Origin of the sequence: Actinoplanes campanulatus (genome assembly GCF_014647795.1) — a bacterium.
GTDB classification, from domain to species: domain Bacteria; phylum Actinomycetota; class Actinomycetes; order Mycobacteriales; family Micromonosporaceae; genus Actinoplanes; species Actinoplanes campanulatus.
The window spans coordinates 845,416-871,308 of the sequence record NZ_BMPW01000001.1 but is presented as its reverse complement, the minus strand read 5'-3'; the positions used below and the strand labels follow the sequence as shown (position 1 = coordinate 871,308).

The window sequence follows — 25,893 nt, the reverse complement described above, 5'->3', positions numbered from 1 at the left end:
GCCCTGAGGCCGTCCCGCCGTCCGGCCCGTTAGAGGAGTTGTCGTGTCGCTCACCGACGTCCGCCTGACGCGGTCCGAGGAGCCGAAGCACGCGCCCCCGCCGCGCGCGAAGTTCTGGCTCTACCGCTTCGACACCAAGACCGTGCCCTACCTGCTGATCGCGCCGTTCTTCATCCTGTTCGCGATCTTCGGACTGTTCCCGATCATCTTCAACGGCGTGGTGGCGCTGCGCCACTGGCGCCTGGACGACCCGACGCTCACCGGCTGGGCCGGCATGGAGAACTTCACCAAGCTGGCGAGCGACACCGATTTCTGGGACGCCCTGGTCAACACGTTCGGCATCTTCATCCTCTCCACCGTTCCGCAGTTGCTCATCGCGCTGATGCTGGCGAACCTGCTGAACCGCAAGCTGCGTGGCGCCACGTTCTGGCGGATCGGCGTCCTGCTGCCGTACGTCACCCCGGTGGCCGCGTCGACCCTGGTCTTCGCGGTCTTCTTCAGCCGCGACTACGGCATGGCCAACTGGCTGCTGTCGCTGGTCGGCTTCGGCGAGGAGCAGCCGCTCGACTGGCGGGCCACCACCTGGAGCAGCTGGATCGCCATCGCCACCATGGTCAACTGGAAGTGGATCGGCTACAACGCGCTGCTCTACCTGTCCGCCATGCAGGCCATCCCGAAGGACGTCTACGAGGCGGCGGCCGTCGACGGCGCCGGCCCGTGGCGTCAGCTCTGGCGGATCACGGTGCCGATGATCCAGCCGGTCGTGCTGTTCACCGTCATCCTCTCCACCATCGGCGGGCTCCAGCTCTTCAACGAGCCGATGCTCTTCGACGAGAACCCGGCACTGGCCAACGGCGGTTACGACCACCAGTGGCGGACCATCGCGCAGCTGATCTACAAGGTCGGCTGGCGTGACCTCAACCTCGGGTACGCGGCCGCGATGAGCTGGGCGCTGTTCCTCATCATCCTGATCGTGGCCGCGATCAACGCGCTGGCCACCCGGCGCCTGGGAGGCGGAAAGTGAGCACCCGCCTGTTGAGCCGCGCGCCCCAGGACACCCCCGGCACCTGGAAGTCCTACCTCGGGCTGTTCGCCATCCTGGCGGTCTCGGCGTTCCCGGTGTACTGGATGTTCGTCATCGCCACGAGCACCGACGACGCCGTCATGAAGTCGCCGCCGTCGGTGATCCCCGGCGACCAGCTGATGGTCAACCTGCGCGAGGTCTTCACCCTCCAGGACGTCTACTTCACCGCCTCGCTGATCAACAGCCTGATCGTGTCCCTCGCGGTGACCGCGTCGACGCTGTTCTTCTGCTCGCTGGCCGGCTTCGCCTTCGCCAAGCTGCGCTTCAAGGGCAACAACGTCCTGATGTTCGTCGTCATCCTGACGCTGACCGTGCCGAACCAGCTCGGCGTGGTCGCCCTCTACATCCTGATGGGCAAACTGGGCTGGAACGGTCAGCTGATCGCGGTCATCGCGCCCGGCCTGGTCAGCGCGTTCGGCGTCTTCTACATGCGCCAGTTCATCGGGCACGCGATCCCGGACGAGCTGGTCGAGGCCGCCCGGATCGACGGTGCGCTCACCCTGCGGATCTACTGGACCGTCGTGGTCCCGGCGATCCGGCCGGCCCTCGCCGTGCTGGGCCTGCTCACCTTCGTGGCCACCTGGAACGACTTCCAGTGGCCGCTGATCACGCTGAACGGCACCGACTTCCCCACCTCGATGGTGGCCCTGTCGGACCTGGCCAGCGGCAACTACGTGATCTACCGCCGGGTGCTGGCCGGCGCCTTCGTCGCCACGGTCCCGCTGATCGTCCTGCTGCTGATCGGCGGCCGGCAGCTGGTCCGCGGCATCATGGAGGGCGCTCTCAAGTAGCGCCCTCCACGATCAAGTGGGTCGAGGCCCGTCCATCGCTTCCGGTGGGCGGGCCGCACCCCTTTCCACAGACCTCGGGGGTACGGGTGAGGCCCGCTCGCCGAAGCCGACGTGACTTCCGCGCGGCCCGCCCGAACCGGCGAGCCGCCTCTGGCGTGTCGTTGCCTTCGATGCCTACCCTGAGGCCCCGTCGGAGACCGGGATCCGAGAGAGGCCGACCGGCGATGGCACAGCCGAAGAAACGTCCCCGCACCCGTCATCTGACCAGCCCCGAGACCCTCCCGAGGCAGCACCCGACGTCCACACCGGATGTTCCTCCGGAGGTTCCTCCCGCTCCGCGGCCGGTGGCCGAGACCCGTGACCAGGACGGCCGGATCAGCTCCCGGGAGCTGGTGGCGGTCGGCTCCAGCCTGCTCCTGCTGCTGTTCCTCATCAAGATCTACGGCGTCGCGCGGTATTCGCTGACCACCACGACCGCCCTGCTCGCCGCGACTCCGGTGCAGGTGGCGCTCGGCACGGTGACCATCTATGCGTACTACATCCTGCCCGCGATCGCCCTGGGCACGATCTGGTTCGCGATCCGCTACCGTGCCCGGATCCAGCCCGCCCTCTGGCCGCTGATCCTGATCGTGGCCGCGGTGACCGCCCTGGCCTCGCCGTACTCGTACCTGCGCCGTTGCCTGGCCGTGGTCATCACCGCGCTCTGCGTGGAGCTGGTGATCCGCCACTTCCGCCACCGTTGGGCCCGCTCCAGCGACGAGCGGCTGATCAAACGTGGACACACGCTGACCGGTTGGCAGGGGTTGTCGGTCGTCTACCTGGGCGCTGCCGCGCTGGCGTTCCAATTCATGAACAGCCTCGACGCGCCGTGGGTGTCCGCGCAGGCCTTCCTGATCAACGGCACCGCGGTGACCTCGACGCAGGACCTGGGCGACGGCGTCAACGATCTCCAGGTGCGCCCGGAGAGCCGGTTCATCGGCTACCCGATCGCCGAGACCGAGGAGTGGCTGACCGTCCTGCACGCCGACACCCGGTATGTCATGCGGATCCCGCAGTCCGCCGTCGACACCCGGCTGACCTGCCACAACGAGTTCGACCAGCTGGCCGGCGACCAGCCGCTCGTGGAGAAGCTGAAGGGCCACACCTACAGCTCGCCCAACCTGGACTGCCGCAAGGTGCTGGAGTACCTGGGCCGCAAACAACCCGGCCAGCCCCTCCCCACCTGGAACTGACTGAGCTGCTCGGCTGGGCCTGATGGCTCCGCTTCGCTCCGCGGCAAAACGCTGGGCCTGATGGCTCCGCTTCGCTCCGCGGCAAATCACGTGCCTCGACACCGGCGGCGTTTTGCGGGGGGCGGGGGGTCAGTGGGCCGCCGTCCAGCTCAGGGCGCGCTCCGTGGCCGGGACGAGTGGATCTTCGCGGCTGGCTCTGGGGCTGTTTCACGGTCGGCGAGACAGGACGGGGGCCGACCGTGAAGATCTTTTTGGGTGACCACCCGCGTCGGCCCGGCGGGCGCGTTACGGCCTGGAGCGGGCAGCGCCTCGCGAGGTGCGGCGGAACGGCCGCCGCTGTGGTTGTGCACGGCGATGCCCGTACCGATCAAAAAACGAACGCCGTGGGGCCCGAAAGCCGCCACGGCGTCGCTGAGAGAAACCCTTATTACTCCGGAACCTTGCGGTAGGCGCCGTCGCTGGCGCTGGTCGCCATCGAGGCGTAGGCGCGCAGCGCCGCCGAGACCGGGCGCTGCCGATCGACCGGCGTGTAGGGCCGAGGCCGGCGCTCCTGCTCGTGGCGGCGCTGGGCCAGGACGTCGTCGTGCACGTTCAGCGTGATGCTGCGGCCCGGGATGTCGATGGTGATCTCGTCGCCGGTCTCGACCAGCGCGATCAGGCCGCCGCCCGCCGCCTCGGGGGAGACGTGGCCGATGGACAGCCCGGAGGTGCCGCCGGAGAACCGGCCGTCGGTGATCAGCGCGCACGCCTTGCCCAGCCCCCGGCCCTTCAGGAACGAGGTGGGGTAGAGCATCTCCTGCATGCCGGGGCCGCCGCGGGGGCCTTCGTACCGGATGATCACGACGTCGCCCTCGACCACCTCCTTGCCGAGGATGCCGGTGACCGCGTCGTCCTGGGACTCGTAGACCCGGGCCGGGCCGGTGAACTTCCAGATCGACTCGTCGACGCCGGCGGTCTTGACGACGCAGCCGTCCGGGGCGAGGTTGCCGAAGAGGATGGCCAGGCCGCCGTCGACGGTGTAGGCGTGCTCGACCGACCGGATGCAGCCCTCGACCGCGTCGGTGTCGAGTTTCGCCCAGCGGTTGGTGGTGCTGAACGGCTCGGTGGTGCGGACTCCGCCGGGCGCGGCGTGGAACAGCTCCAGCGCCTGCTCGGTGGGTGATTCACCCCGGATGTCCCAATCGGAGAGCCAGGTGGAGAGGTCCGGCGAGTGCACGGCGCGGACGTTCTCCTTCAGAACCCCGCCGCGGTGCAGCTCACCGAGCAGGGCGGGGATGCCGCCGGCGCGGTGCACGTCCTCCATGTGGTACTTCGGGCTGTTCGGCGCGACCTTCGACAGGCAGGGCACCCGGCGTGAGATGGCGTCGATGTCGGAGACGCTGAAGTCGAGCTCGGCCTCGCGGGCCGCGGCCAGCAGGTGCAGGATCGTGTTGGTCGACCCGCCCATCGCCACGTCGAGGGCCACCGCGTTCTCGAAGGCGTCCCGGCTGGCGATCGAGCGCGGCAGCACCGACTCGTCGTCGTTCTCGTAGAACTCCTTGGCGATCTGCACGATCAGCCGGCCGGCCTCGGTGAACAGGGCCTTGCGGGAGGCGTGCGTCGCCAGCGTCGAGCCGTTGCCGGGCAGCGACAGGCCGATCGCCTCGGTCAGGCAGTTCATCGAGTTGGCGGTGAACATGCCGGAGCAGGAGCCGCAGGTCGGGCAGGCGGACCGCTCGATCGTGTCGAGCTGTTCCTCGGTCACGTTGTCGTTGGCGGCCGCGCTCATCGCGTCGACCAGGTCGAGCTTCTCGTGCACGATGCCCTCGATGGCGACCGTCTTGCCGGCCTCCATCGGGCCGCCGGAGACGAAGACCGTCGGGATGTTCAGCCGCAGGGCGGCGATCAGCATGCCGGGGGTTATCTTGTCGCAGTTCGAGATGCAGACCAGGGCGTCGGCGCAGTGCGCGTTCACCATGTACTCCACGGCGTCGGCGATCAGCTCGCGACTGGGCAGCGAGTAGAGCATGCCGCCGTGACCCATGGCGATGCCGTCGTCCACCGCGATGGTGTTGAACTCGCGCCCGACGCCGCCGGCCTCCGCGATCGACTCGGCGACCAGGCCGCCGAGGTCCTTGAGGTGCACATGACCCGGTACGAACTGGGTGAAGCTGTTGGCGATGGCGACGATCGGCTTGCCGAAGTCGTCGTCGGTCATGCCGGTGGCGCGCCACAGGGCGCGCGCGCCGGCCATGGTGCGACCGTGGGTCGAGGTCCGGGAGCGCAGCTCAGGCATCCCCCAATAGTGCCACCGGCCAGGCCCGGAACCACCCACGCCGTCCACAGCGCGGGACGCCGGGGGTGTCGGAATCGAAGAAGATCGGGCACAGTGTGTCCGTGCACTCACCGTCCGGTATGGATCTGGCGGGACTTGTGGGCCTGCTGGTCGCCGTCCCGGCGGTCGCCTACCTGGCCCGTTCCGGCCACCGGCACACCGGCGCGGCCCGGCGGGCGCACCTGCTGCTGGCCGCCGGTGGCGCGCTGGTCACCGCCGCGGCGCTGGCCGGCCTGGTCACCGCGCTGATCACCGGTCACCAGCACACTCCCGGGCACGCCCAGGCGCTGGCCACGGCGGTCGCCGCCGGCACCGCGATCGGCGTGGTCGCCCTGCTGGCCGGGACGGTGGCGCTGCCCGGCGCCGCCCGCGGCCCGGCCGCCGCGGTCCGGCACGTGCTGGACGGGCTGGTCATCGCGGCCGCCATCTGGTTCGTCGGCTGGGTGCTGATCAGCCGGCCGACCCGGATCCTGGGCGACGCGACGCCGTACCGGTGTCCCGCGATCGTGGTCCCGGCCGTCCTGGTGGTGCTCTCCCTCGGCCTGACCGCGGTCCTGGCGCTGCACGCCCATCGGCCCCGGCGGCACACCGTCCGGGTGTCGGCCGGTGTCGGCCTGGTGGCCGTCGCAGCGAATGTGCTGGCCGCCGGGATCTGCCGGGGCAACGACGGGTTCACGCTGGCCAGCGGCCTGTTGCTGACCGCCGGGCTGACCGTGGTGGCCTGGGCGGTGCGGGCCGCTGACCGGCCGGTCCAGGTGACCGGTGACGTGCTGGAGCGCGGCGGGGCGTATGCGGTGCTCCCGATGCTGGCCCTGCTCAGCGCGCTCGGTCACCACCTGGCCATGGGCGGGACGCTGGACGCGGCCGGCTACTTCGGCGCCGCCGTGGTGGGCCTGGCCCTGGTCGCCCGGCAGTACCTGGCGCTCGACGACGTCCGCCGCTACACGCTGCGGCTGCGGCAGAGCGAGGCGCACTTCCGTGAGCTGGCGCACACCGATCCGCTGACCGGCCTGGCCAACCGGCGTGGCCTCCAGCGGGCGCTGCGCTCCTCCACCGGGGCGGCCGCGCTCATCGGCATCGACATGGACGGCTTCAAGACCGTCAACGACATGCGCGGCCACGACGTCGGCGACGCGGTGCTGGCCGAGGTGGGCGCCCGGCTGCGGCGCAACCTGCTGGCCGGCGACGTGGCGGCCCGGCTCGGCGGCGACGAGTTCGCGGTGCTGATGCGCGGCGACGCCGACGAGGCGGTGCTGGCGGCACACCGGCTGCTCGCGGTGCTCGGGGAGCCGTACGAGGTGGACGGCGGCTCGATCTTCCTGTCCGCGAGCCTGGGCGTGGCCGCCACCGGCGAGCTGCTGCACGACGCCGACCTGGCCCTGCGCTACGCCAAGCAGCGCGGCAAGAACCGGGTCGAGCGCTACCAGGCGGGGTACGACGAGGTGCTGCGCCGCCGCGGCACGCTCACCGGCGAGCTGCGGCACGCCATCGACCGTGGCCAGCTGAGCCTGGTCTTCCAGCCGGTGGTGGCGCTGCCGTCGATGCGCCCGGTCGGCGCCGAGGCGCTGCTCCGCTGGACCCATCCGGACCTGGGCAGGGTGCCACCGGTCGAGTTCATCCCGGTGGCCGAGGAGGCCGGGCTGATCAACCGGATCGGCGCCTGGGTGCTGGAGGAGGCGTGCAAGCAGCTCGCCGAGTGGCGGGCCAAGGGGCACGACGTCTGGCTGTCGGTGAACCTGTCGCCCAAGGAGCTGCACAACTCCGACTACGCCGCCCAGGTCGCGGACGTGCTGGCGGAGTACGGCGTCCCACCGCAGCGCCTGGTCCTGGAGGTGACCGAGCACGCCGTCGCCACCGACATGGAGGAGCTGGTCCGCCGCCTGGCCGAGCTGCGCAAGACCGGGGTGCGGATCGCGCTGGACGACTTCGGCGCCGGCTACTCGTCGCTGGGCCAGCTGCGGACCCTCCCGGTGGACATCCTGAAGATCGACCATGCGCTGGTGGCGGAGCCGGAGTCGCGTACCGGCACGGCCGCCCCGCTGGTCGACGTGGTGGTCCGCCTCGGGCACCGGCTGGGCCTGGAGGTGCTGGCCGAGGGGATCGGCACGAAGGACCAGCGGAAGATCGTCGAGGAGGCCGGCTGCCGGCTCGGGCAGGGCTCGCTGTTCGGCTGGGGCGTGCCGGCCGAGCACTTCGAGTCCCGGCTGCGGACCCTGCGCCCGGCCGGGCCGCGCCCGCTGCCGACGCCCCGGGCCACCCCGCCCAATGACGCGCCGGCCCGCAGCCAGGTGGTCCGGCTCGGTCCGGGAATGCGGCAGGTCAGAGCGCTGTTGCCGAGTGATCCGGATTTCGTCACCACCCGTGGTGATCAAAATGTGGGATCAGTTGACTCAGGCCGTGAGATGGGGCAAGGTTAGCCGCATGTGCTTCGCGTCCCGAGTACTTATCTGAGCGCACTGTCCTCGAGTGAGGAGAGTGCGCTAGGTCCCGTGCATCCCGCACGAGGGCCTTTTTTGTTGCTCAAGTACCGGTGCGACCAACCCGAAAAGGTCTGAACTGCCATGACGAGACCCACTCCTGAATCCCTCGCCCACCGAGTCACTCCGGCCACCGTCGCGGCGGCCGTGAACCCCGCTTCCACCACTGTGGCCCCGGTAGCCACCACCGGTGCCGGCGCGCTCGTCCGGTCGCTCGAGGCCCTTGGGGTAGAGGTCGCGTTCGGCATCCCGGGCGGAGCGATCCTGCCGGCGTACGACCCGCTGTTCGACTCGAAGGTGCGGCACATCCTGGTCCGTCACGAGCAGGGCGCGGGCCACGCCGCCACCGGGTACGCGCAGGCCACCGGCAAGGTCGGCGTCTGCATCGCGACCAGTGGCCCGGGCGCCACCAACCTGGTCACGCCGATCGCCGACGCGTACATGGACTCGGTCCCGATCGTCGCGATCACCGGGCAGGTCGGCCGGCCCTACATCGGGACGGACGCCTTCCAGGAGGCGGACATCCAGGGCATCACCCTGCCGATCACCAAGCACAACTTCCTGGTGCAGAACGCCGAGGAGCTGCCCCGGATCCTGGCCGAGGCGTTCCACCTGGCGGCCACCGGCCGGCCCGGCCCGGTCCTGGTGGACATCCCGAAGGACGTGCTCCAGTCGCAGACCACCTTCCAGTGGCCGCCCGCGCTGGACCTGCCCGGCTACCGGCCCACCCTGCACCCGCACGGCAAGCAGATCCGCGAGGCGGCCCGGCTGATCGCCGCGGCCAAGCGCCCGGTGCTGTACGTGGGCGGCGGCGTGCACAAGGCCGGCGCCACCGACGGGCTGCGCAAGCTGGCCGAGTTGACCGGCATCCCGGTGGTGACAACGCTGATGGGCATCGGCGCGTTCCCCGACTCGCACCCGCAGCACCTGGGCATGCCCGGCATGCACGGCACGGTCCCGGCGGTGTACGCCATGCAGAAGGCGGACCTGCTGGTCACCCTGGGCGCCCGCTTCGACGACCGGGTCACCGGCAAGCTGGACTCGTTCGCCCCGGACGCCAAGATCGTGCACGCCGACATCGACCCGGCCGAGATCGGCAAGAACCGGCACGCGGACGTCCCGATCGTCGGCGACGCGCGGCACGTGATCGACGAGCTGATCGCGGCGGTCTCCTCCACGGCCGGCGGCACCGACCAGTACCCGGCCTGGTGGTCGACCCTGAACGACATCCGTGAGCGCTACCCGCTGGGCTACGAGGAGCCGACCGACGGCACCCTGGCCCCGCAGTACGTGATCGAGCGGCTCGGCGAGATCGTCGGCCCGGACGCGATCTACTGCGCCGGCGTGGGTCAGCACCAGATGTGGGCGTCCCAGTTCATCAAGTACGAGAAGCCGGGCACCTGGCTGAACTCGGGTGGCGCCGGGACCATGGGCTACGCGGTCCCGGCCGCGATGGGCGCCAAGGTCGCGCAGCCGGGCACCACGGTGTGGGCGATCGACGGCGACGGCTGCTTCCAGATGACCAACCAGGAACTGGCCACCTGCGCCCTGGAGGGCATCCCGATCAAGGTCGCCGTGATCAACAACGGCAACCTGGGCATGGTCCGGCAGTGGCAGACCCTGTTCTACGACGGCCGCTACTCGAACACCGAGCTGGGCACGCACAAGCACCGGATCCCGGACTTCGTGAAGCTGGCCGAGGCGCTCGGCTGCGTCGGCCTGCGCTGCGAGTCGAAGGACGACGTCGACAAGGTCATCAAGCAGGCCATGGAGATCAACGACGCCCCGGTGGTCATCGACTTCACGGTCGGCAAGGACGCCATGGTGTGGCCGATGGTCGCGGCCGGCACCAGCAACGACGAGATCATGTTCGCCCGGGACGTGCGCCCGACCTTCGACGAGGACGACCTTTAGTCATGACCAACTGCACCGAGCGGCACTCAGCCGCAGCTGACAACGGCCTCGCAGGCGAGGGCCGGGCGGGCATGACCAAGGAGGCACAGTGACAAACAAGCACACGCTGAGCGTGCTGGTCGAGAACAAGCCCGGCGTGCTGGCCCGGGTCAGCGGGCTGTTCTCCCGGCGCAGCTTCAACATCGACTCCCTTGCGGTCGGCGAGACGGAGAACCCGGACGTCAGCCGCATCACGATCGTGGTGGACGCCGAGTCGTCCCCGCTGGAGCAGGTCACCAAACAGCTCAACAAGCTGGTGAACGTCCTGAAGATCGTGGAGCTGGACCCGGCCCAGTCGGTCCAGCGCGAGCTCCTGCTGGTCAAGGTGCGTGCCGACCGGGCGCAGCGCAGCCAGGTGCTCGAGACCGTCGAGCTGTTCCGGGCGCGAGTGATCGACGTCGCTCCGGACACCCTGACGATCGAGGCCACCGGTAATCCCGACAAACTGGATGCGTTGCTGCGCGACCTCGAGCCGTACGGCATCAAGGAGATGGTCCAGTCGGGCCTCGTGGCCATCGGCCGCGGATCCCGCTCCATCACCACGGGCCCCGCGCTCCGCGCCGCCTGATCCTCCATCCGACTGCCCCACCCGCCGCCCGTAAAGCGGACTGAAGGCGCTACCAGCCAGCCAGAGAAGAAGGAAGTCATGACCGCGGAAGTTTTCTACGACGGCGACGCCGACCTGTCGATCATCCAGGGCAAGAAGGTCGCCGTGATCGGCTACGGCAGCCAGGGCCACGCCCACTCGCTGTCGCTGCGCGACTCCGGCGTCGAGGTCGTGGTGGGTCTGCAGGAGGGCTCGAAGAGCCGCCCGAAGGCCGAGGAGCAGGGGCTCACCGTGAAGACCCCGGCCGAGGCCGCCGCCTGGGCCGACGTGATCATGGTGCTCGCGCCGGACACCGCGCAGCGCAAGATCTACACCGAGTCGATCGAGCCGAACCTGTCCGCGGGCAAGGCGCTCTTCTTCGGCCACGGCCTGAACATCCGCTTCGAGCTGATCAAGCCGCCGGCTGACGTGACCATCGCCATGGTCGCCCCGAAGGGCCCGGGCCACCTGGTCCGCCGTCAGTACGTCGACGGCAAGGGCGTCCCCGCGCTGATCGCCGTCGAGCAGGACCCGACCGGCGAGGGCCAGGCGCTGGCGCTCTCCTACGCGAAGGCGATCGGTGGCACCCGCGCCGGTGTCATCAAGACCACGTTCAAGGAGGAGACCGAGACCGACCTCTTCGGTGAGCAGGCCGTCCTCTGCGGTGGCGCGTCCGCGCTCGTGCAGACCGGTTTCGAGGTGCTGACCGAGGCGGGTTACGCCCCCGAGATCGCCTACTTCGAGTGCCTGCACGAGCTCAAGCTGATCGTCGACCTCATGTACGAGGGCGGCATCGCCCGCCAGCGCTACAGCGTCTCGGACACCGCCGAGTTCGGTGACTACGTCTCCGGCCCGCGCGTGATCAACGCGTCGGTCAAGGAGGAGATGAAGAAGATCCTCGCCGACATCCAGTCCGGCGAGTTCACCCGCCGCCTGATCGCGGACGACGATGCCGGCGCGCCGGAGCTCAAGAAGTTCCGCGAGGAGGCCGCCAAGCACCCGATCGAGATCACCGGTGCGAAGCTGCGCGGCATGATGAGCTGGGTGGACCGGCCGATCACCGAGACCGCCTGATTCATTCACGATCGAAGGCCCGGCCGGATCACCGGCCGGGCCTTTAGTATCGAAGTCCATGAGTCCTGTCGTGCTCGTCACCGAGGAACTGGCAGCGGCCGCACTCGACGTGCTGGCTGAGGATTTCGAGGTCAGGCACGTCGACGGGACGGATCGGGCGGCGTTGACGGAAGCCCTTGCCGACGCCGACGCGGTGATCATCCGGAGCGCTACCCGCATCGACGCACCGATCCTGGCCGCGGGGCAGCGGCTGAGAGTCGTCGCCCGCGCCGGGGTCGGCCTGGACAACGTCGACGTCCCGGCCGCCACCGCCCGCGGGGTGCTCGTCGTCAACGCGCCCACTAGCAACATCGTCTCCGCCGCCGAGCAGGCCGTGGCGCTGCTGCTGGCGGTGGCCCGGCACACCGCCGCGGCGAGTGCCGCGCTGAAGGCGGGCGCCTGGCGGCGCTCCACTTACACCGGCGTCGAGGTGCAGGGCAAGACCGTCGGGGTGGTCGGGCTGGGCCGGATCGGCGTCCTCTTCGCGCAGCGCATGGCCGCCTTCGGGGTACGCCTGGTCGCGTACGACCCGTACGTGCAGCCGGCCCGTGCCGCCCAGCTCGGAGTCCGGCTCGTCACCCTGGAGGAGTTACTCCGGGAGAGTGACTTCGTCTCGGTGCACCTTCCCCGTACCCCGGAGACCGTGGGTTTGATCGGGGAGAAGGAACTGGCGCTGGTCAAACCGGGGGTGCGGATCGTCAACGCGGCCCGGGGTGGGCTGGTCGACGAGCGGGCGCTGGCCGAGGCCCTCGCCGACGGGCGGGTGGCCGGCGCCGGGCTGGACGTGTTCGAGACCGAGCCGCTCACCTCGTCGCCGCTGTTCGCCCTGGACAATGTGGTGGTCACCCCGCACCTGGGCGCCTCGACCGTGGAGGCGCAGGACAAGGCCGGCCTGGCCGTGGCGCGCAGCGTCCGGCTGGCGCTGCGCGGCGAGTTCGTCCCCGACGCGGTGAATGTGCGGGCCGGTGGGCCGGTCGACGAGGAGGTCCGACCGCTGCTGCCGCTGGCCGAGAGGCTCGGCCGGGTCTTCACCGCGGTGGCCGGTGGGGTCGCCGCCGGTGTCACGGTGCAGGCCCGCGGCGAGATCGCCGGGCGTGACCTCTCGGTGTTGCGGCTGGCCGTCGTCAAGGGGCTGTTCGCCCCGATCGTCGACGAACGGGTGACCTACGTGAACGCGACGCAGCTGGCCGCCGATCGCGGGGTCGAGGTACGGCTGAGCGCCGCCGACGACGCCGGTGACCATGCCGGCCTGGTGGTGGTGCACGGCGCGCTGCCGGACGGGCGGACCGTCGCGGTGGCCGGCGACGTAACGATCACCGGATCCCGTGAGACGGCCCGCCTGACCGAGGTCGACGGGTTCGACCTGGACCTGCCGGCCGACGGGGTCCTGGTGTTCTTCGCCTACACGGACCGGCCCGGTGTGGTGGGGGCGATCGGCATGGCGTTCGGCGAGGCCGGCATCAACATCGCCGCGATGCGGGTGGCTCGCCGTGCGGCCGGCGGTGAGGCGCTGATGGTACTGACCGTGGACTCGGCCGTGTCCCCCGAGTTGCTGGCGGGAGTGGGTGCGGTGATCGGGGCGTCCCGGGCCGCCACCGCCGATCTGCGGGCCGACTGAGGATCAGAACGCCCGGTACACCGAGCCGTCCTGCAGGTCGAGCAGGTCGAGGTGAAACTCGGCGGCGTACTTCTCGATCGTCTCCAGCGCGATGTCCGGGCAGCCCACGTCCAGCCGCATCTGGATGTGGTCGGGTTCGGCGTACAGCGGCGCATGGTGCCATCACCGGTGCCCTCGGTCGTGAAACGGGTCGCCGACACGCGGAGAAGAGTGTGCGGGTGAGCGGCATGACCGCTCACCCGCACAGGGTCCTCAGCGAACCTTCGTCACCGTGGCGGGGGTCGGCCGACCCCCGCCACGGTGACAGGGTTCAGTGGGTGATGCTGATGTCGTCGAGGTGGGCACCGAAGCCGCCGGTCTGGGCCGCCTGGTCGTAGGCGATGTCGAGTCGCGTGATCGACCGCCCGTTGAACAGCGCGCCGAGCGGCACGGTGACCTCGTTCCACTCGTTCGTCTTCAGCTTGCCGCACTGGAAGCTGGGGTGGGCACGGTTGCCGTTCTGGTCGACAGCACCGGAGTCACGCAGGTTGGCGCCGTTGCTGAACATCAGGTCCACGGCGACGCAGGTGCCGTTGCCGCCGGTCGCCAGGTCATTGCTGGGGAAGATCCAGTAGGTCAGCTTGGTCGTCGGCTTGACCACGATCCGGTCCAGGTTCAGCGCCTGGAAGTAGGCGAAGGACCTGGTGGCGTCCAAGTCGTTGCCGATCACGCGAACGGCGTTGCCGCCGGTGCGCGCCCTGGCGGTGGAGATGCCGAGCTCCGGCTTCTTGGCCTTGCAGGCCGCGAACTCCGCCTTGGCCTCGGCGAGCTTCGCCTTGGCATCGGCGATCGCCTTCTTCGCCCCCGGCACCTTGGCCACCAGCTTCGCCCGCTCCGCCGCGGTGGAGGCATTCTCGATCTGCATCTCGAGCTGTTCCAGGTCCATCTCGGCCCTGGTCACCTCAGCGTCGGCCCTGGCGACCTGTGCGTTCAGAACCCTTACGGTGAGCGGCATGCAGCCGTCGACGTTCACGAAGCCGCTCTTCGGAGTGGGGCTGTTCGACCAGGTCAGGCCCACCTCATTGGCTTCGAGGCCGGTGGTCAGCTGGAGGTCGTACTGGCCGACGCGGATGAAGAGGTCCAGGTCCTCGGCGGTTCCGGCGAGCGCCTTCCGGGCGGCGTGCACCACGTTGAGGTGACCGTTCTCGGTGGCGGCGGTGATGAGCGCGTCAGCCTTCGCGACGTCGGCCTCGTACTTCTTGCGCGCGGCGCGCTGCCGGTCGATCTCCCGGGCCTCGTGGATGCCGGTGTGGATGTAGGCGTTCCAGTCGGCCGGTTCGCGGCTGAGGACGGCCCGCTCGGCGGCGCCGCGAACCTCGGTGCCCTCCGCGGCGTTCTCCCAGATGTAGGTGATGAAGTCACGGTCGCTGGCGGCGAGCATGCCGTCGGTGGCCGCGACCAGGAGGACGGCGAGGGCCCGCTTGCGGGCGGCCTCCTCGATCAGCTTGAGGCGCAGCGCCTCGTCGTTTGCGGCCTCGATCCGGATCTGCTCCTCCCGGTCGGCTTCGTGAGCGGTCACGATGCCGTCGCCGAGGAAGGTGAGCTGGTCGGCGTGGGCGGCGTCGTAGGCGGCCTGGGCGCCCGCCTTGACCCGGGTGCCGGCCTTGTCGCTCTTGCGGATCAGGTCGACGAAGTTCTTCACGGTCAGCCCGAGGTCGTCGGTGCTGATCGTGAGGCCGATGGTGAGCGCGGCCTTCTGCTTGAGTTCGCGTTCGATGCGGTTCTGCTCCTCGGCCGCGACCTGGATGGCGACGTCACGCTGCTTGGCCGCGAACACCTCGGTGCGGATGAACAGGGTGCACTTGCTGGCGTCGCCGCTCAGCGATGCCGGGTCGCTGAAGGCGGACACCGCGGCGGTGCGGACCTCGCCGCGGAACTCCTGTCCGTCGAGGGCCTCCCAGATGGCGACCGTGAGATCGCAGTCCTTGTACCCGGTGCGGGTGGGAGTCGGCTCGAGGCCCAGGGCGCGGAGCGCGGCGGCCTTCTCGGCCAGCGTCGCGGGCGTCTCGGCGGCGTATGCGGGAGCCGGCAAGGATGTCGCGGCCAGCACGACCGCGGTGGCGGCGCCCGCGAGGCCGGTCAGCCTTGCACGCGTGATGATGTTCACGTCGGCCTTTCTGAGTTCAGGGGTAGGCGAGCAGCCGCGCAGGGGGACAGCCGCTTCGGCTGCACGGAGGCAGCAGGCATCACCGACACACCGCGGGCGTGTCGTCGGATTTCTGGGTGAGGTGAAGGGTGCGGGTCCCCGGTGGTCAGCGGGACCGGCGTGCGGTGTCCGCGGTGTCGTCGGTCGAAACTGACACAGCGCAGGCGGAAGCCATTGATCGGTGCATGCGGAACCCCGTAATTCATTGCGCGATGCGTCCACACCAGGTGTGGCCGGCGTCCCCGTATTCCGGATGCGTCGCGGTCGGCCGGATGCTATCGAAGTGATCGATGCGTGCGCAAGGCGGATCGTAGCTCCCCGTCTCCATGCGGAAGCGAGGGGTGAATGGTCGCTCTTTCATGTGGTTCAATGCCCACGGCGTGAATCCATTGGTCCGGATGGATCACGCCTTCGCTGCGCCGTTCCGTGCCGGGCGATCCTGCGCCCTGCCAGCGGCGATGGTCATTGTCGAGTTCCACGGGGGAGCCTGCATGCATGCGCGCGTTCTGGCTGCGGTTATTGCCGCGGCAACGCTCACTCTCGGCAGTGTGACAGGAATCGCAGGCTCGGCGCTGGCGAGCCCGCCCACGATTTCCGCTGCCGGAGAATCGACGGTCAATGACGCAGAGTACGAGTTCGTGCTCTGGCTCGCCGACTACGACGAGCGCGCAATCGTGCGCTCCACCGCATGGACCGCCCTGCTCGAAGAGGATGTCGCGGCGGGCATTCTGCGATTCTTCCAATCGGAATGGGAATACGCAGAGTCACTGGCGGCGGATGGTCAGGAACGCAATAGCGACTTCGTGAAGTACATCGTGGACACCTGTGTCCCGGAGTATTCGCCGGAGGTCTGTGCGGCGGCTCAGCACGCGTGGACCGGCACACCCGCCGATCAGGAGACGTTCGCCGGCACCGGCTACGCCGCGGCCAAGGAACGTGACCGCCGGGTCCGGGAGCAGGACGGCGAACAGGCCGCCGCGCTGGTCGCGACGGACCGGGCCTATGTGGCGCTGCTGCGTGACAACGACCCCGGCGCGCAGGTGCGGCTCGCCGCGGCGTGGGCACTGCGCGACGGCGCCACCGACGGTGATCTGGTGGAGTTCTTCAGCCACGGCTGGGCGTACTCGGCCGGTCTCGACGTGCGGGCCCACCGCAGCGAGGTCGCGGTCCGGGAGGCGACCTGGCGCCGTGAGGTCGCGCGCCTGACCATCGAGGCGAGGAACGCCGAGGAGAAGGCCCGCACCGCCGCAGGCGAAGCCCTCGTCCAGGCCCGTGCCGCCGCCGCCCGCGCCTGGGGCGGCATCGCTCAGAACGCCGGCCCGGCCCGGGTGGTGTGGCAGGACGCCGAGCGGATCGCCCTCGGCCAGGCCGAGGCCTGGCGCCAGGTTGCCGCCGCGGCGGCCGCCGCCGACAGCGCCAACTGGAAACCGATCCTGGACGCCTCCGGCGACATCGGCGGGCAATGGTCGGCCGAGCGCACGACGGCCCGCGACCAGGCCACCTACTGGGCAGATCTGTACCAGACCGCGGTCGCCGCCGAGCACGCCTGGTCCAAGACCCCCGCCTGATCGGTCCCTGATTCCCGCGCTCCGAGGTCGCCCAGCCTCGGAGCGTCCTTGCCTGCCCAAATGCGGGCCCACTGCGGAACGGATGTGTTGTGAAACTCCAAACGCGGCTACGTGCCGCCCTGATCTCGCTGCTGGCGGCCACCGTCGTCGGCGCGGGACTCCACGCCCCTCCGGCCTTCGCCGCCGACCCCACCCCCACCCCGACACCCACCGCGACCGAGGAACCCCGCCCGGAGATCAACATCCCGGAGCTGGTGACCGAGTCGTGGAACGGCACGACCGGTGTCGACACGATGGCGGAGCGGTGGCGTAAGGCCGTCGCCGACGTCGCCGAATTCACGCCGGAGCCGGAGGTCCGTGACGCTGCTCTGGCCGCGTTGGCGACCGGTGATCCGGCGACGATCCAGAAGTTCGCCATCACCGACAAACCGGCCCTGGACAAGCAGGTAGCGGCGCGGAAGAAGCAGGAGGCCGCCGACAACCTGGCCAAGATCAAGGCTTTGAGGGGTACGGGTGGCCCGTACTTCAATGCCGAGGTCGAGCGGGTTCTGGCCGGTAGCGACAGCGACCGGGCGGCGTTCCTCGCCTACGGGGCTCAGATCGCCCGTGATCGTGATGCCAAGGTGACCGCTGACGCTGCCGAGCGGGCGGCGGTGTTGCGTGAGCGGGTGCGGCTGATCGCCGCGATGGCTCCGGCCGAGTCGAATGTGAAGCGGGCTGCGGATGCGGCGTTCGCCGATGACGACGCGGCGATCAACGCGTTCCTCAACGGTGGCTATCTGACCGCGGCGCGAGCCGACGCGGCCGAGCGTGAGCAGTACCTGAAGGACCTCGAAGCCCGGAACGAGGCGGCCGAGGAGCTGACCGAGCTGGCGCAGAAGTCGGCGCGGGCCTCGGAAGCCCGCCGGCGGCTCCTGGTCGCGCACGGCGAGGGTGTACGGGCGTTGCAGCAGGCGTCGAACGCGATGGCGGCGGCGGCGAACGGTGCGCGGCATTCGGCGCGGGTGCTGGCCGGAACCGGCACAGCGGCGTCGAAGGCCGCTGAGCTTTCCGCTGCCAACACCGAGGTGAAACGGCAGCTGGGCTACGCGCAGGCCGCCGCACGGGAGGCGGGGATCGCGGCGCAGACCGCCACCGCGGCCGCAGACGATCTGATCGACACCGGCCTGGAGCACGGGGCCGAGTGGTCGCAGATCGCGCAGGGCATGAGCGAGGCGGCGACCGCCGCGGTCGGGGCGACCCAGACGGCGGTGCACGCTTCCGACGCGACGATCGCCACGAACAACGCGCAGGGCGCCCAGGCGCAGGCCGAGGCACATGCGGCCCAGGCGGTCAAGTGGCGTGAGCACGCTGAGGAGCACGCGAAGTCGGCGGCGAAGCTGGCGGCTGAGGCGGCGAAGCAGGCGACCGCGGCCAAGACCGCCGCGACGCGCGCGAAGAAGGCCCGTGAGCAGGCCGAGGCCGCCGAGGCGAAGGCGTGGGCGGAGGCGGAGAAGACCCGCCGGCACCGGCAGGAAGCCGAGGCCCAGGCCGCCGAGGCCAAACGCCAGCGCCAGATCGCCCAGCAGGAGGCGGCCAACGCGGCGGCTCACCGTGCCGAAGCCGAACGACAGGCGGCCGCGGCACGTACCGCGCGGGCGAACGCGGAAGCGCAGGCCGCCGTCGCCGACGGCGCCGCCAACCGTGCTTACGATGCCAACGACGCGGCGGAAGCCGCCGAAGGCCGTGCGTGGCAGAAGGAACGCGAGGCGGGCCAGGCCCGGGACGCGGCGTTGGCCGCGGAGCGCAATCGGCAGACCGCCGAGGCCAAGGCGCAGGCCCTGCGGTCGCAGGCCGCGAGGGCGGACAGTGAGGACGGCCGGGACGAAGCACAGGCCGCAGCCGACGATGCCCAGCGTGAATATCTCGTCGCCGACGGCGCCGCCCGATCGGCTCGCGGACACGCGAACACGGCGACAGGTGCGGCCGCCAACGCCCGCTCTGCGGCGAACGCGGCAGCCGCTGCGGCGCGACGGGCCTGGGCAGCCGCCGAGAACGCCCGGGCGGCCGCGAGGGCCGCGGATGCGGCGGCGGACAAAGCGGAGGCGAGTGCCAAGGCCACGCACGCGGCACGGGTACGAGCGGACTCGCGAGCCGCGGAGGCCACGGCGCAGCAGATCAAGGCCGCGGAGGCCGCCACGTCTGCGGTCCGTCTCGCCGGGCAGGCCGCCGAGGAGGCGGTACGCGCGCTGTGGTCGGCCAACCGCACCAAGGACGAGGCGGCCGCGGCCACCAGCGAGGCGGTCGCCGCCGCGGCACAGGCCGAGATCGCCGTGCGGGCGGCCAGTGCCGCTCGCGACTCGGCCGCCGGTATCGCGGCTCCCACGGACACCGCGATCGCCATGGTCCAGCCGTTCACCGGCACCGACATCGACGCCGACTTCACTCAGCTCGTCGCTGAGCAGGCCCTATCGATCGGGGAGGAACAGGCTGCCGCGGCACAGGCGCGCGCGGCCGAGGCGATCACCGCGGCGGAGAAGGCCGAAGCCGCCGCGAATCTCGCCAACGACCAGGTCAAGCCGGCATTCAATGCGGCGGCCCAGGCTTCGCGGTCGGCTGCTGCTGCGGCGGCTTCGGCAGCCGAGGCGAAGAAGGCGGCCGCACAGGCAGCGGCCGAGGGGGCCGCGGCTCGTGCGGCCGCGGCGAGTGCCGCCCGCGCGGACGCCCAGGCTCGCGCGGATGCCGTGGCCGCCCGGCAGGCCGCCAACGAAGCCGCCCAGGACGCGGCGATCGCCGGCCGTAGTGCCCAGGCCGCTCAGGCGGACGCCGATGCCGCCGGCGCCGCGGCCACCAGGGCCGAGGACGATGCGGCGGCTGCCCGTAATGCCGCCACGGCTGCCGAGCAGGACGCGGCGGATGCCAAGACCGCGGCGGAGACCGCGCAGAGGTACGCGGACAGTGCCGCCATCGCGGCCAGCAAGGCGCTGGAGCATGCCGTGGAGGCGCAGAAGGCCTACGAACGGGCTGAGGCAGCGGACCGTGAGCGGCTCGAGGCGGCGCTTGCCGAGCCCGATCCGAGCACCGACGAGCAGAGCGAGATCCTCGAGCAGTTGACCGCTGAGCAGCAGGAGCTGTACCGGCAGGCGATGGCGCTGTCGGGGCAGGATCTGATGGATTTCCTCCAGCAGGAGGGACTCGGCTTCCTGAAGGGTCTGATCGTTCCGGAGGACCTGGAGGAGTGCGCCCGCAACCCCAACTTCGAAGCGTGCTTCTGGACGGTCATCGACCTCATCCCGTGGAGCAAGTGGCGCAAGATCAAGAACGTTTACGACCTCTACAAGAAGTACGAGAAGTGGGTCGAGAAGATCCGGGACGCCCGCAAGAAGCGCGACGAGCTGAGGGACCTCGCAAAGGCGCTGCAGAAGTGCCTGACCGGCAAGTCCAAGCGGGTCACACCGGCGGGGTTCACCGCTGCACCGGCGGCGTTCACCGTCGCGGCGGCGGCGAGTTCGGACGGCGGGCTACCCTGCCTGAAGATCGCGCTCGACGACGTCAACAACGCCTTCCACAGCGCCACCTGGCCTTCCCCCGAGAAGAACTTCCTGGATCACTACAAGCGGTGGGGAGCCACCATCGGCATGACGCAGCAGCAGTATCTCGACTCGGCCACGTCGCTGGTCCAGCGTCTGCGGCAGCCCCGTGGGACGGTCGGCTGGAATGTGGACCTGATCGATGTCGGATTCGCTGACGACAAATTGAAGGGCCGCAAGTACAAGAATCTGACCACCGGCGAGCTGCTGATCACCACGCTGGATGGCAAAGTCATCACCTACCACCCGGTGGCCGGCGGCTGAAGGATCTTGACGACATGGAACTGAGCTTCATGGACGCTTTCACCCTCTGGTGCCGGGCTCCCTATCCCTCACTCGGCTCGACGCCGGAGCTGAAGTCGCTTCGCGCTGATCTCGGCGCGGCTGACGAACAGGCCTCGGTGGTGAAAGCCTTCCTGAGGACCGGCCGGTTCCGTCCGTCGGGTGCGGATGTCCTTGCCGAACTGGGTGACATCGTCTCCCGGGCCGACGCCATGTGCGCGGAGTACGAAGGGAGCGACCTGGAGGCCGCGCGGGAGATTCGCGCGTACGCGGCACTGTTGGCGGTCGTCTATGCGGGTTTTCTCAAGGAGGGGGAGTCCGGCTGACGTCCTCCGGTCGCCCGCCGACACGACCCGAACCGGGTCGGCGGGCGACACACGGGGCGTGTGCCTTGCGCGCCATAAGTCCGACTCGCTAGCGTTGTCCTAGCCGCACGTCTCGAACGGGCCTATCTTCGGGTGATGGTGTCCGTCTCCGGGCGAGTGGTGCGCATCCCGGCGGGATTTCTCGTCGCAGCAGCCTCCGTGACCGTTTGCCGCGGTCCCGGGGGCTGTTCGCATTTCCCGGGAGTTCACTTCGTGGGACTTGCGTTCCGATGATCGGGACCGGCGGGTAGCCTGGCCGGGGTTTACCGGAATGGTTGGGGGAGTTGACGTGAGCGTGGCGCGGATCGCGGTTGTCGGCGGCGACGGCATCGGCACTGAGGTGACCGCGCAGGCCCGCAAGGTCATCGATGCCGTTCTTCCCGGGGTCGACTACAACGAGTACGACCTCGGCGCCCGCCTCTACCACCGCACCGGCGAGGTCCTGCCACAGCCGGTTCAGGACGAGCTGGCCGGCCACGACGCCATCCTGCTGGGCGCCATCGGCGACCCGAGCGTCCCGCCGGGCATCCTGGAGCGCGGCCTGCTGCTGAGGCTCCGCTTCGACTTCGATCAGTATGTGAACCTTCGCCCCAGCAAGCTGTGGCCGGGCACTACCAGCCCGCTCTCCGGCGTCAAGGCCGGCGAGATCGACATGGTCGTGGTCCGGGAGGGCACCGAGGGCCTCTACGTCGGCGCCGGCGGCGTTCTGCACAAGAACACCCCCGCCGAGATCGCCACCGAGGAGAGCCTGAACACGCGGCACGGCGTCGAGCGGGTCATCCGCGACGCGTTCGCCCGCGCCCAGCGCCGCGACCGCCGCCACGTCACCCTGGTGCACAAGACCAACGTGCTGGCCCACGCCGGCAACCTGTGGTCCCGGGCCTTCGCCGCCGTGGCCGCGGAGTTCCCCGAGGTCACCACGGAGTACCAGCACATCGACGCCGCCAGCATGTTCATGGTGAGCAACCCGCAGCGGTTCGACGTGGTGGTGACCGACAACCTCTTCGGTGACATCCTCACCGACATCGCCGCTGCCGTGACCGGCGGCATCGGCATGGCGGCCAGCGGCTCCGTCAACCCGGAGCGGAAGTACCCGTCGACGTTCGAGCCCGTGCACGGCTCCGCTCCGGACATCGCAGGCAAGGGCATCGCCGACCCGGCGGCCGCCATCCTGTCCGCCGCCCTGCTGCTGGAGCACCTGGGCAAGCTCGACGAGGCCCGGCGAGTAACCGAGGCGGTCGCGGCCGAGGTCGCGTCCCGTGCTCCGGGCGCGCCACTGCGTACCGCCGAGGTCGGCGACCGGGTCGCCTCCGCCCTCTGAGCGGGCTTCACCCGTCACGTCACCCGCGGCCGTTGTGTTAACGGCCGTTCGGGGTAAATTCATGGGGCACTACGGGTGCCCCCGCATGCTTGTATTCTTCTGTGGAAAGCAGGTCAATTCGCCATGAATGGTGATGACAACCTCAATTTCGAAATCCGTCCGAATCCGGCACCCGTGAGCGACGCCGACCGCGTCGCCCTGCTGTCGAACCCCGGCTTCGGCCGCATCTTCACCGACCACATGGTCACCGTGCGCTACGCCGACGGCAAAGGGTGGTACGAACCCCGCGTCGAGGCCCGCGCGCCGATCCCGATGGACCCGGCCAGCGCCGTGCTGCACTACGCCCAGGAGATCTTCGAGGGTCTGAAGGCGTACACGCTGCCCGACGGCGGTGTCGCGATGTTCCGCCCGGACGCCAACGCCAACCGGTTCAACCTGTCCGCCCAGCGGATGGCCATGCCGGCCCTGCCGGTCGAGACGTTCCTCCAGTCGCTGCACGAGATCATCCGCATCGACCGCAGCTGGATCCCCCAGGACCCGGAGGGCAGCCTCTACCTGCGCCCGTTCGCCTTCGCGAGCGAGGTCTTCCTCGGTGTCCGCCCCGCCACCGAGTACCTCTACCTGGTCATCGCCTCCCCGGTCGGACCGTACTTCTCCGGCGGCGTCAAACCGGTGACGATCTGGGTGTCGCCCGACTTCACCCGGGCCGCCCCCGGAGGCACCGGCGCGGCCAAGTGCGGCGGCAACTACGCGGCCGGCCTCTCGGCGCAGGCCGAAGCCGCCGAACACGGCTGCGAGCAGGTCGTCTACCTCGACGCGGTGCAGCGGAAGTACATCGACGAGCTGGGCGGCATGAACGTCTTCCTGGTCCTCGACGACGGCTCCCTGGTCACCCCGCCGCTGACCGGCACCATCCTCTCCGGCATCACCCGCGACTCGGTGATCAAGCTGGCCCAGCGGGCCGGCCGCCGCGTCGAGGAACGCCCGATCAGCCTCGACGAGTGGCGTGAGGGCGCCGCCTCCGGCCGGGTTCGCGAGGCCTTCGCCTGCGGCACCGCCGCGGTGATCACCCCGATCGGCACGATCCGCGGCGAGGACGGCGACTTCACCGTCGCCGACGGCGGCCCCGGCGAGGTCACCATGGGCATCCGCAAGCAGCTCGTGGAGATCCAGCGCGGCCTCGCCGAAGACCCCTTCGGCTGGGTCCACCGCGTCCTTTGACCCATTTCCGGTACGGGTGAGCCAGCGATCAACCGCAACCCACCCCGAACCGCCGGCTCCACGCGGCGCGCTGCGACCTCCCGGCCGCAGCGCGCCCGCCGGGCTGACGCCTTCCCTAACGGATCTCCAGCCCCAGATCCTCCACCCGCTCGACGGTCACTGCTCGCCGGAGCCATTCCTCGAGCCGTTCCAGGTCGGTGCACCGGGTGATTTTCGCCCGGTCATCGTCGGAGACGTCGAAGCCCCGGGTCGCCAGCACGGTGAGGATCGCATTGGCTTCGCCCTCGGCCTTGCCCTCGGTCTTGCCCTCGGCTCTGCCGGCAGCGAACTGCCGTCGCGCCCAGTCACTCTTGTACGGGTAGTCGGTGGTGGTCATGAAATCCTCCAGCAGCTTGCGGGTTGCGGCTGACAACGCCGTGAGCATGAAGTCATGGTATAGAGCCGCGCGGTCGACATCGACCGCGTCGAGAGCTGCGAACAGAGCCCTGAACAGCGGAATGGGATCAGCGCGGTCAGCGTGGGCGAGGGTGGACAACACGGTCAGCTCAGGCAGCCGCTGGGCAGCCGCCGGGTCGGTGACGACGGGAACCTCATCGGGCCCCAGGGCCACCGGAATCACCTTCGACGCAGGTGGGCCGATCTCGATCGGGTTGGCGGCCCAGCCGGCCACGCCCCCGTCCGGACATATCACCAGCAGGGCGACGGGACAGCTCAAGCGTGCGTGCAGAGTGGCCACATAGGCCAGCCAACTTCGTCGTTTCCGGGCGTCGATGCGGAGTTGAACCTCCACCACGACGGCCAGGACGTCGGTTCCTGCGCGGGTCAGTCTGATCACCGCGTCGGCGCGGTACTCGGTGGGGGCGACATCCGTCAGCTCGGCTGAGGAGAGGTGCGCCTCGTCGTACTCGGGGAGATCTCCGTGCAGCGGGCCATCGAGCAGCTCCGCAGCCAGGGAGGGCCGTCCCCGAAACATCTCGATGAGTATTTCGTGCAGGTGTGACGGCATGAGGGTTAACGTAGCGCCAGTTGCGCCATGACACTAGTCGCCAGTCACCCACAAGAGTGACGTCAGTCGAAATCTCCGCCTCGGCCGCGCTTCACCTGGGCCCGGTGCATCTTGTCGGCGATGCGCCGCTCGACCGAGCCGCGGGTCGGTTTGGTGGCGCGGCGCTGGCGGGGGCGGCGGCGTGATGGCGGCGGCCACGACGGAGGCGAGCCGGGCCTCGGCGGCCTCGCGGTTGCGCAGCTGCGAGCGGTGTTCCGAGGCTGTGATGGTCAGCACGCCGGTGACCAGGCGGTTGCCGGAGCGAGACCGTGGGATTTTATGACTACGGTCCCGCCTTCGGTCGTCCTATCGCCGCTCGGACTCCGAAGGTTCGTCACTAGACGACCGCCATCAAGGGCGGGCAGACGCCCGAGACCGTCACGCTCCCGCCCGAACTGATGGCGAGCGCCGCCATTCACCGCCCGACCGCCCCCATCGCCCGCTCCGCCGACCGCCCGAGCCACCGCCCGGCGCGTGGATCGCACGCACGTTTTCTCAGTTCGTATTCGACCATCCGGCCTGCCCCGCGCCGATTCGCGAGGCGTACGCGGCGTTCGTAGCGGCTAACGAAACAACCGCCGCCGAACGTGAGAAGTCTGACGCTATTCGCAACGAGGCCGAGGGCAACCGCACCGCCATCCGACGCCTCGCGAGTGCATTGTCGGTTCTCGGCCATCGCTCCACCGACGCCGGTCGGGATTCCGCCGATGGCCGGATCGTCACAGGACACTACCGGCGCATCTGGCAGGGTGACCCGCTTTGCCACATGCCCGGACGCGAGAACCGTCTCGTGTTGGCATGGGCGGACCTCGATGCCTACATGACCGGCATCGACACCGAGGCGTATAGCATCGATCCGTTGCCGGACAAGTCGCCGGTCACCGGCAACGGTGCGACGGACCGGCAGCCGGAGCGGAGCCGTTAGTGCGCTCTGACGAGGACCGCATCGCTGATGCCGTAGCCCAGGCCACCGCGCGAAGGCGCCTCGCCCGACTCGCGAGGTCTTCATCGACCACACCGTGAGACGTTTCCACCTCACGCCCGAGATGGCAGCCCACATCGACGCGGACACGCCCACGGAGATCACCCGGCAGGGTCGCGAGTTGAGCTACCAAGCCGCCCTCGCTCAACCGGCCTCCGAGACGGGAGCCGCGATGAAGCCTGCTCTC

General features: G+C 70.0%; 17 protein-coding genes. 14 read left to right on the top strand and 3 right to left on the bottom strand.

Annotation, left to right across the window (positions count from 1 at the left end; genetic code table 11):
• Nucleotides 1–43 precede the first annotated feature (43 nt).
• The 3 genes from IEZ13_RS03865 (at nucleotide 44) to IEZ13_RS03855 (ending at nucleotide 3,107) form a co-directional block, all read left to right on the top strand.
• Nucleotides 44–1,024, top strand: coding sequence for a carbohydrate ABC transporter permease (locus tag IEZ13_RS03865; RefSeq protein WP_183216680.1), 981 nt, complete (start codon nucleotides 44–46; stop codon nucleotides 1,022–1,024).
• Nucleotides 1,021–1,875 (top strand): carbohydrate ABC transporter permease, encoded by an 855-nt coding sequence (locus IEZ13_RS03860; RefSeq protein ID WP_183216678.1) that lies wholly within the window; start codon nucleotides 1,021–1,023, stop codon nucleotides 1,873–1,875. The genes IEZ13_RS03865 and IEZ13_RS03860 overlap by 4 nt, the downstream gene beginning before the upstream one ends.
• Before the next feature lie 344 nt (nucleotides 1,876–2,219).
• Entirely contained in the window at nucleotides 2,220–3,107 is an 888-nt protein-coding gene (locus IEZ13_RS03855; RefSeq protein WP_183216676.1) for a hypothetical protein, read from the top strand.
• A 427-nt stretch (nucleotides 3,108–3,534) separates the two neighbouring features.
• Here the strand turns inward: IEZ13_RS03855 and ilvD are convergent, their stop codons facing one another.
• Nucleotides 3,535–5,382 (bottom strand): dihydroxy-acid dehydratase, encoded by a 1,848-nt coding sequence (gene ilvD / locus IEZ13_RS03850; protein ID WP_183216674.1) that lies wholly within the window; start codon nucleotides 5,380–5,382, stop codon nucleotides 3,535–3,537.
• A 101-nt stretch (nucleotides 5,383–5,483) separates the two neighbouring features.
• On the opposite strand from ilvD, the gene IEZ13_RS03845 reads away from it, so the two are divergent.
• The 5 genes from IEZ13_RS03845 to serA all read left to right on the top strand — a co-directional run bounded on the left by IEZ13_RS03845 (nucleotide 5,484) and on the right by serA (nucleotide 13,168).
• Nucleotides 5,484–7,838 (top strand): putative bifunctional diguanylate cyclase/phosphodiesterase, encoded by a 2,355-nt coding sequence (locus tag IEZ13_RS03845; protein WP_229794425.1) that lies wholly within the window; start codon nucleotides 5,484–5,486, stop codon nucleotides 7,836–7,838.
• Nucleotides 7,839–7,982: 144 nt separating this feature from the next.
• Nucleotides 7,983–9,812 carry an acetolactate synthase large subunit gene (locus IEZ13_RS03840; protein WP_183216672.1) on the top strand — a complete coding sequence of 610 codons (1,830 nt, stop codon included), beginning with the start codon at nucleotides 7,983–7,985 and terminating at the stop codon, nucleotides 9,810–9,812.
• Nucleotides 9,813–9,900: 88 nt separating this feature from the next.
• Nucleotides 9,901–10,419, top strand: a complete 519-nt coding sequence (ilvN, locus tag IEZ13_RS03835) for an acetolactate synthase small subunit (RefSeq protein ID WP_183216670.1) — start codon at nucleotides 9,901–9,903, stop codon at nucleotides 10,417–10,419.
• A 78-nt stretch (nucleotides 10,420–10,497) separates the two neighbouring features.
• Entirely contained in the window at nucleotides 10,498–11,511 is a 1,014-nt protein-coding gene (ilvC, locus tag IEZ13_RS03830; RefSeq protein ID WP_183216668.1) for a ketol-acid reductoisomerase, read from the top strand.
• Between the two features lie 58 nt (nucleotides 11,512–11,569).
• Entirely contained in the window at nucleotides 11,570–13,168 is a 1,599-nt protein-coding gene (gene serA, locus IEZ13_RS03825; protein WP_183216666.1) for a phosphoglycerate dehydrogenase, read from the top strand.
• A gap of 310 nt (nucleotides 13,169–13,478) precedes the next feature.
• On the opposite strand, the gene IEZ13_RS03820 is transcribed toward serA, so the two are convergent.
• On the bottom strand, nucleotides 13,479–15,314 hold the full coding sequence (locus IEZ13_RS03820) for a hypothetical protein (protein WP_183216664.1): 1,836 nt from the start codon (nucleotides 15,312–15,314) through the stop codon (nucleotides 13,479–13,481).
• A gap of 587 nt (nucleotides 15,315–15,901) precedes the next feature.
• Between IEZ13_RS03820 and IEZ13_RS03815 the strand changes: the two genes are divergently transcribed.
• From IEZ13_RS03815 to IEZ13_RS03795, 5 genes are all read left to right on the top strand, one after another.
• Entirely contained in the window at nucleotides 15,902–16,921 is a 1,020-nt protein-coding gene (locus IEZ13_RS03815) for a hypothetical protein (protein WP_229794424.1), read from the top strand.
• A gap of 89 nt (nucleotides 16,922–17,010) precedes the next feature.
• Nucleotides 17,011–20,754 (top strand): hypothetical protein, encoded by a 3,744-nt coding sequence (locus IEZ13_RS03810; RefSeq protein WP_183216660.1) that lies wholly within the window; start codon nucleotides 17,011–17,013, stop codon nucleotides 20,752–20,754.
• A gap of 14 nt (nucleotides 20,755–20,768) precedes the next feature.
• On the top strand, nucleotides 20,769–21,098 hold the full coding sequence (locus IEZ13_RS03805) for a hypothetical protein (protein WP_183216658.1): 330 nt from the start codon (nucleotides 20,769–20,771) through the stop codon (nucleotides 21,096–21,098).
• A 334-nt stretch (nucleotides 21,099–21,432) separates the two neighbouring features.
• Entirely contained in the window at nucleotides 21,433–22,458 is a 1,026-nt protein-coding gene (locus tag IEZ13_RS03800) for a 3-isopropylmalate dehydrogenase (protein ID WP_183217219.1), read from the top strand.
• Between the two features lie 123 nt (nucleotides 22,459–22,581).
• Entirely contained in the window at nucleotides 22,582–23,679 is a 1,098-nt protein-coding gene (locus IEZ13_RS03795; RefSeq protein WP_183216656.1) for a branched-chain amino acid aminotransferase, read from the top strand.
• A gap of 115 nt (nucleotides 23,680–23,794) precedes the next feature.
• Here the strand turns inward: IEZ13_RS03795 and IEZ13_RS03790 are convergent, their stop codons facing one another.
• On the bottom strand, nucleotides 23,795–24,685 hold the full coding sequence (locus IEZ13_RS03790; protein WP_183216654.1) for an RpnC/YadD family protein: 891 nt from the start codon (nucleotides 24,683–24,685) through the stop codon (nucleotides 23,795–23,797).
• A 697-nt stretch (nucleotides 24,686–25,382) separates the two neighbouring features.
• Between IEZ13_RS03790 and IEZ13_RS03785 the strand changes: the two genes are divergently transcribed.
• Nucleotides 25,383–25,649: a hypothetical protein gene (locus IEZ13_RS03785; RefSeq protein WP_183216652.1), complete on the top strand. Its 267-nt coding sequence runs from the start codon at nucleotides 25,383–25,385 to the stop codon at nucleotides 25,647–25,649.
• The last annotated feature ends 244 nt before the right edge of the window (nucleotides 25,650–25,893 follow it).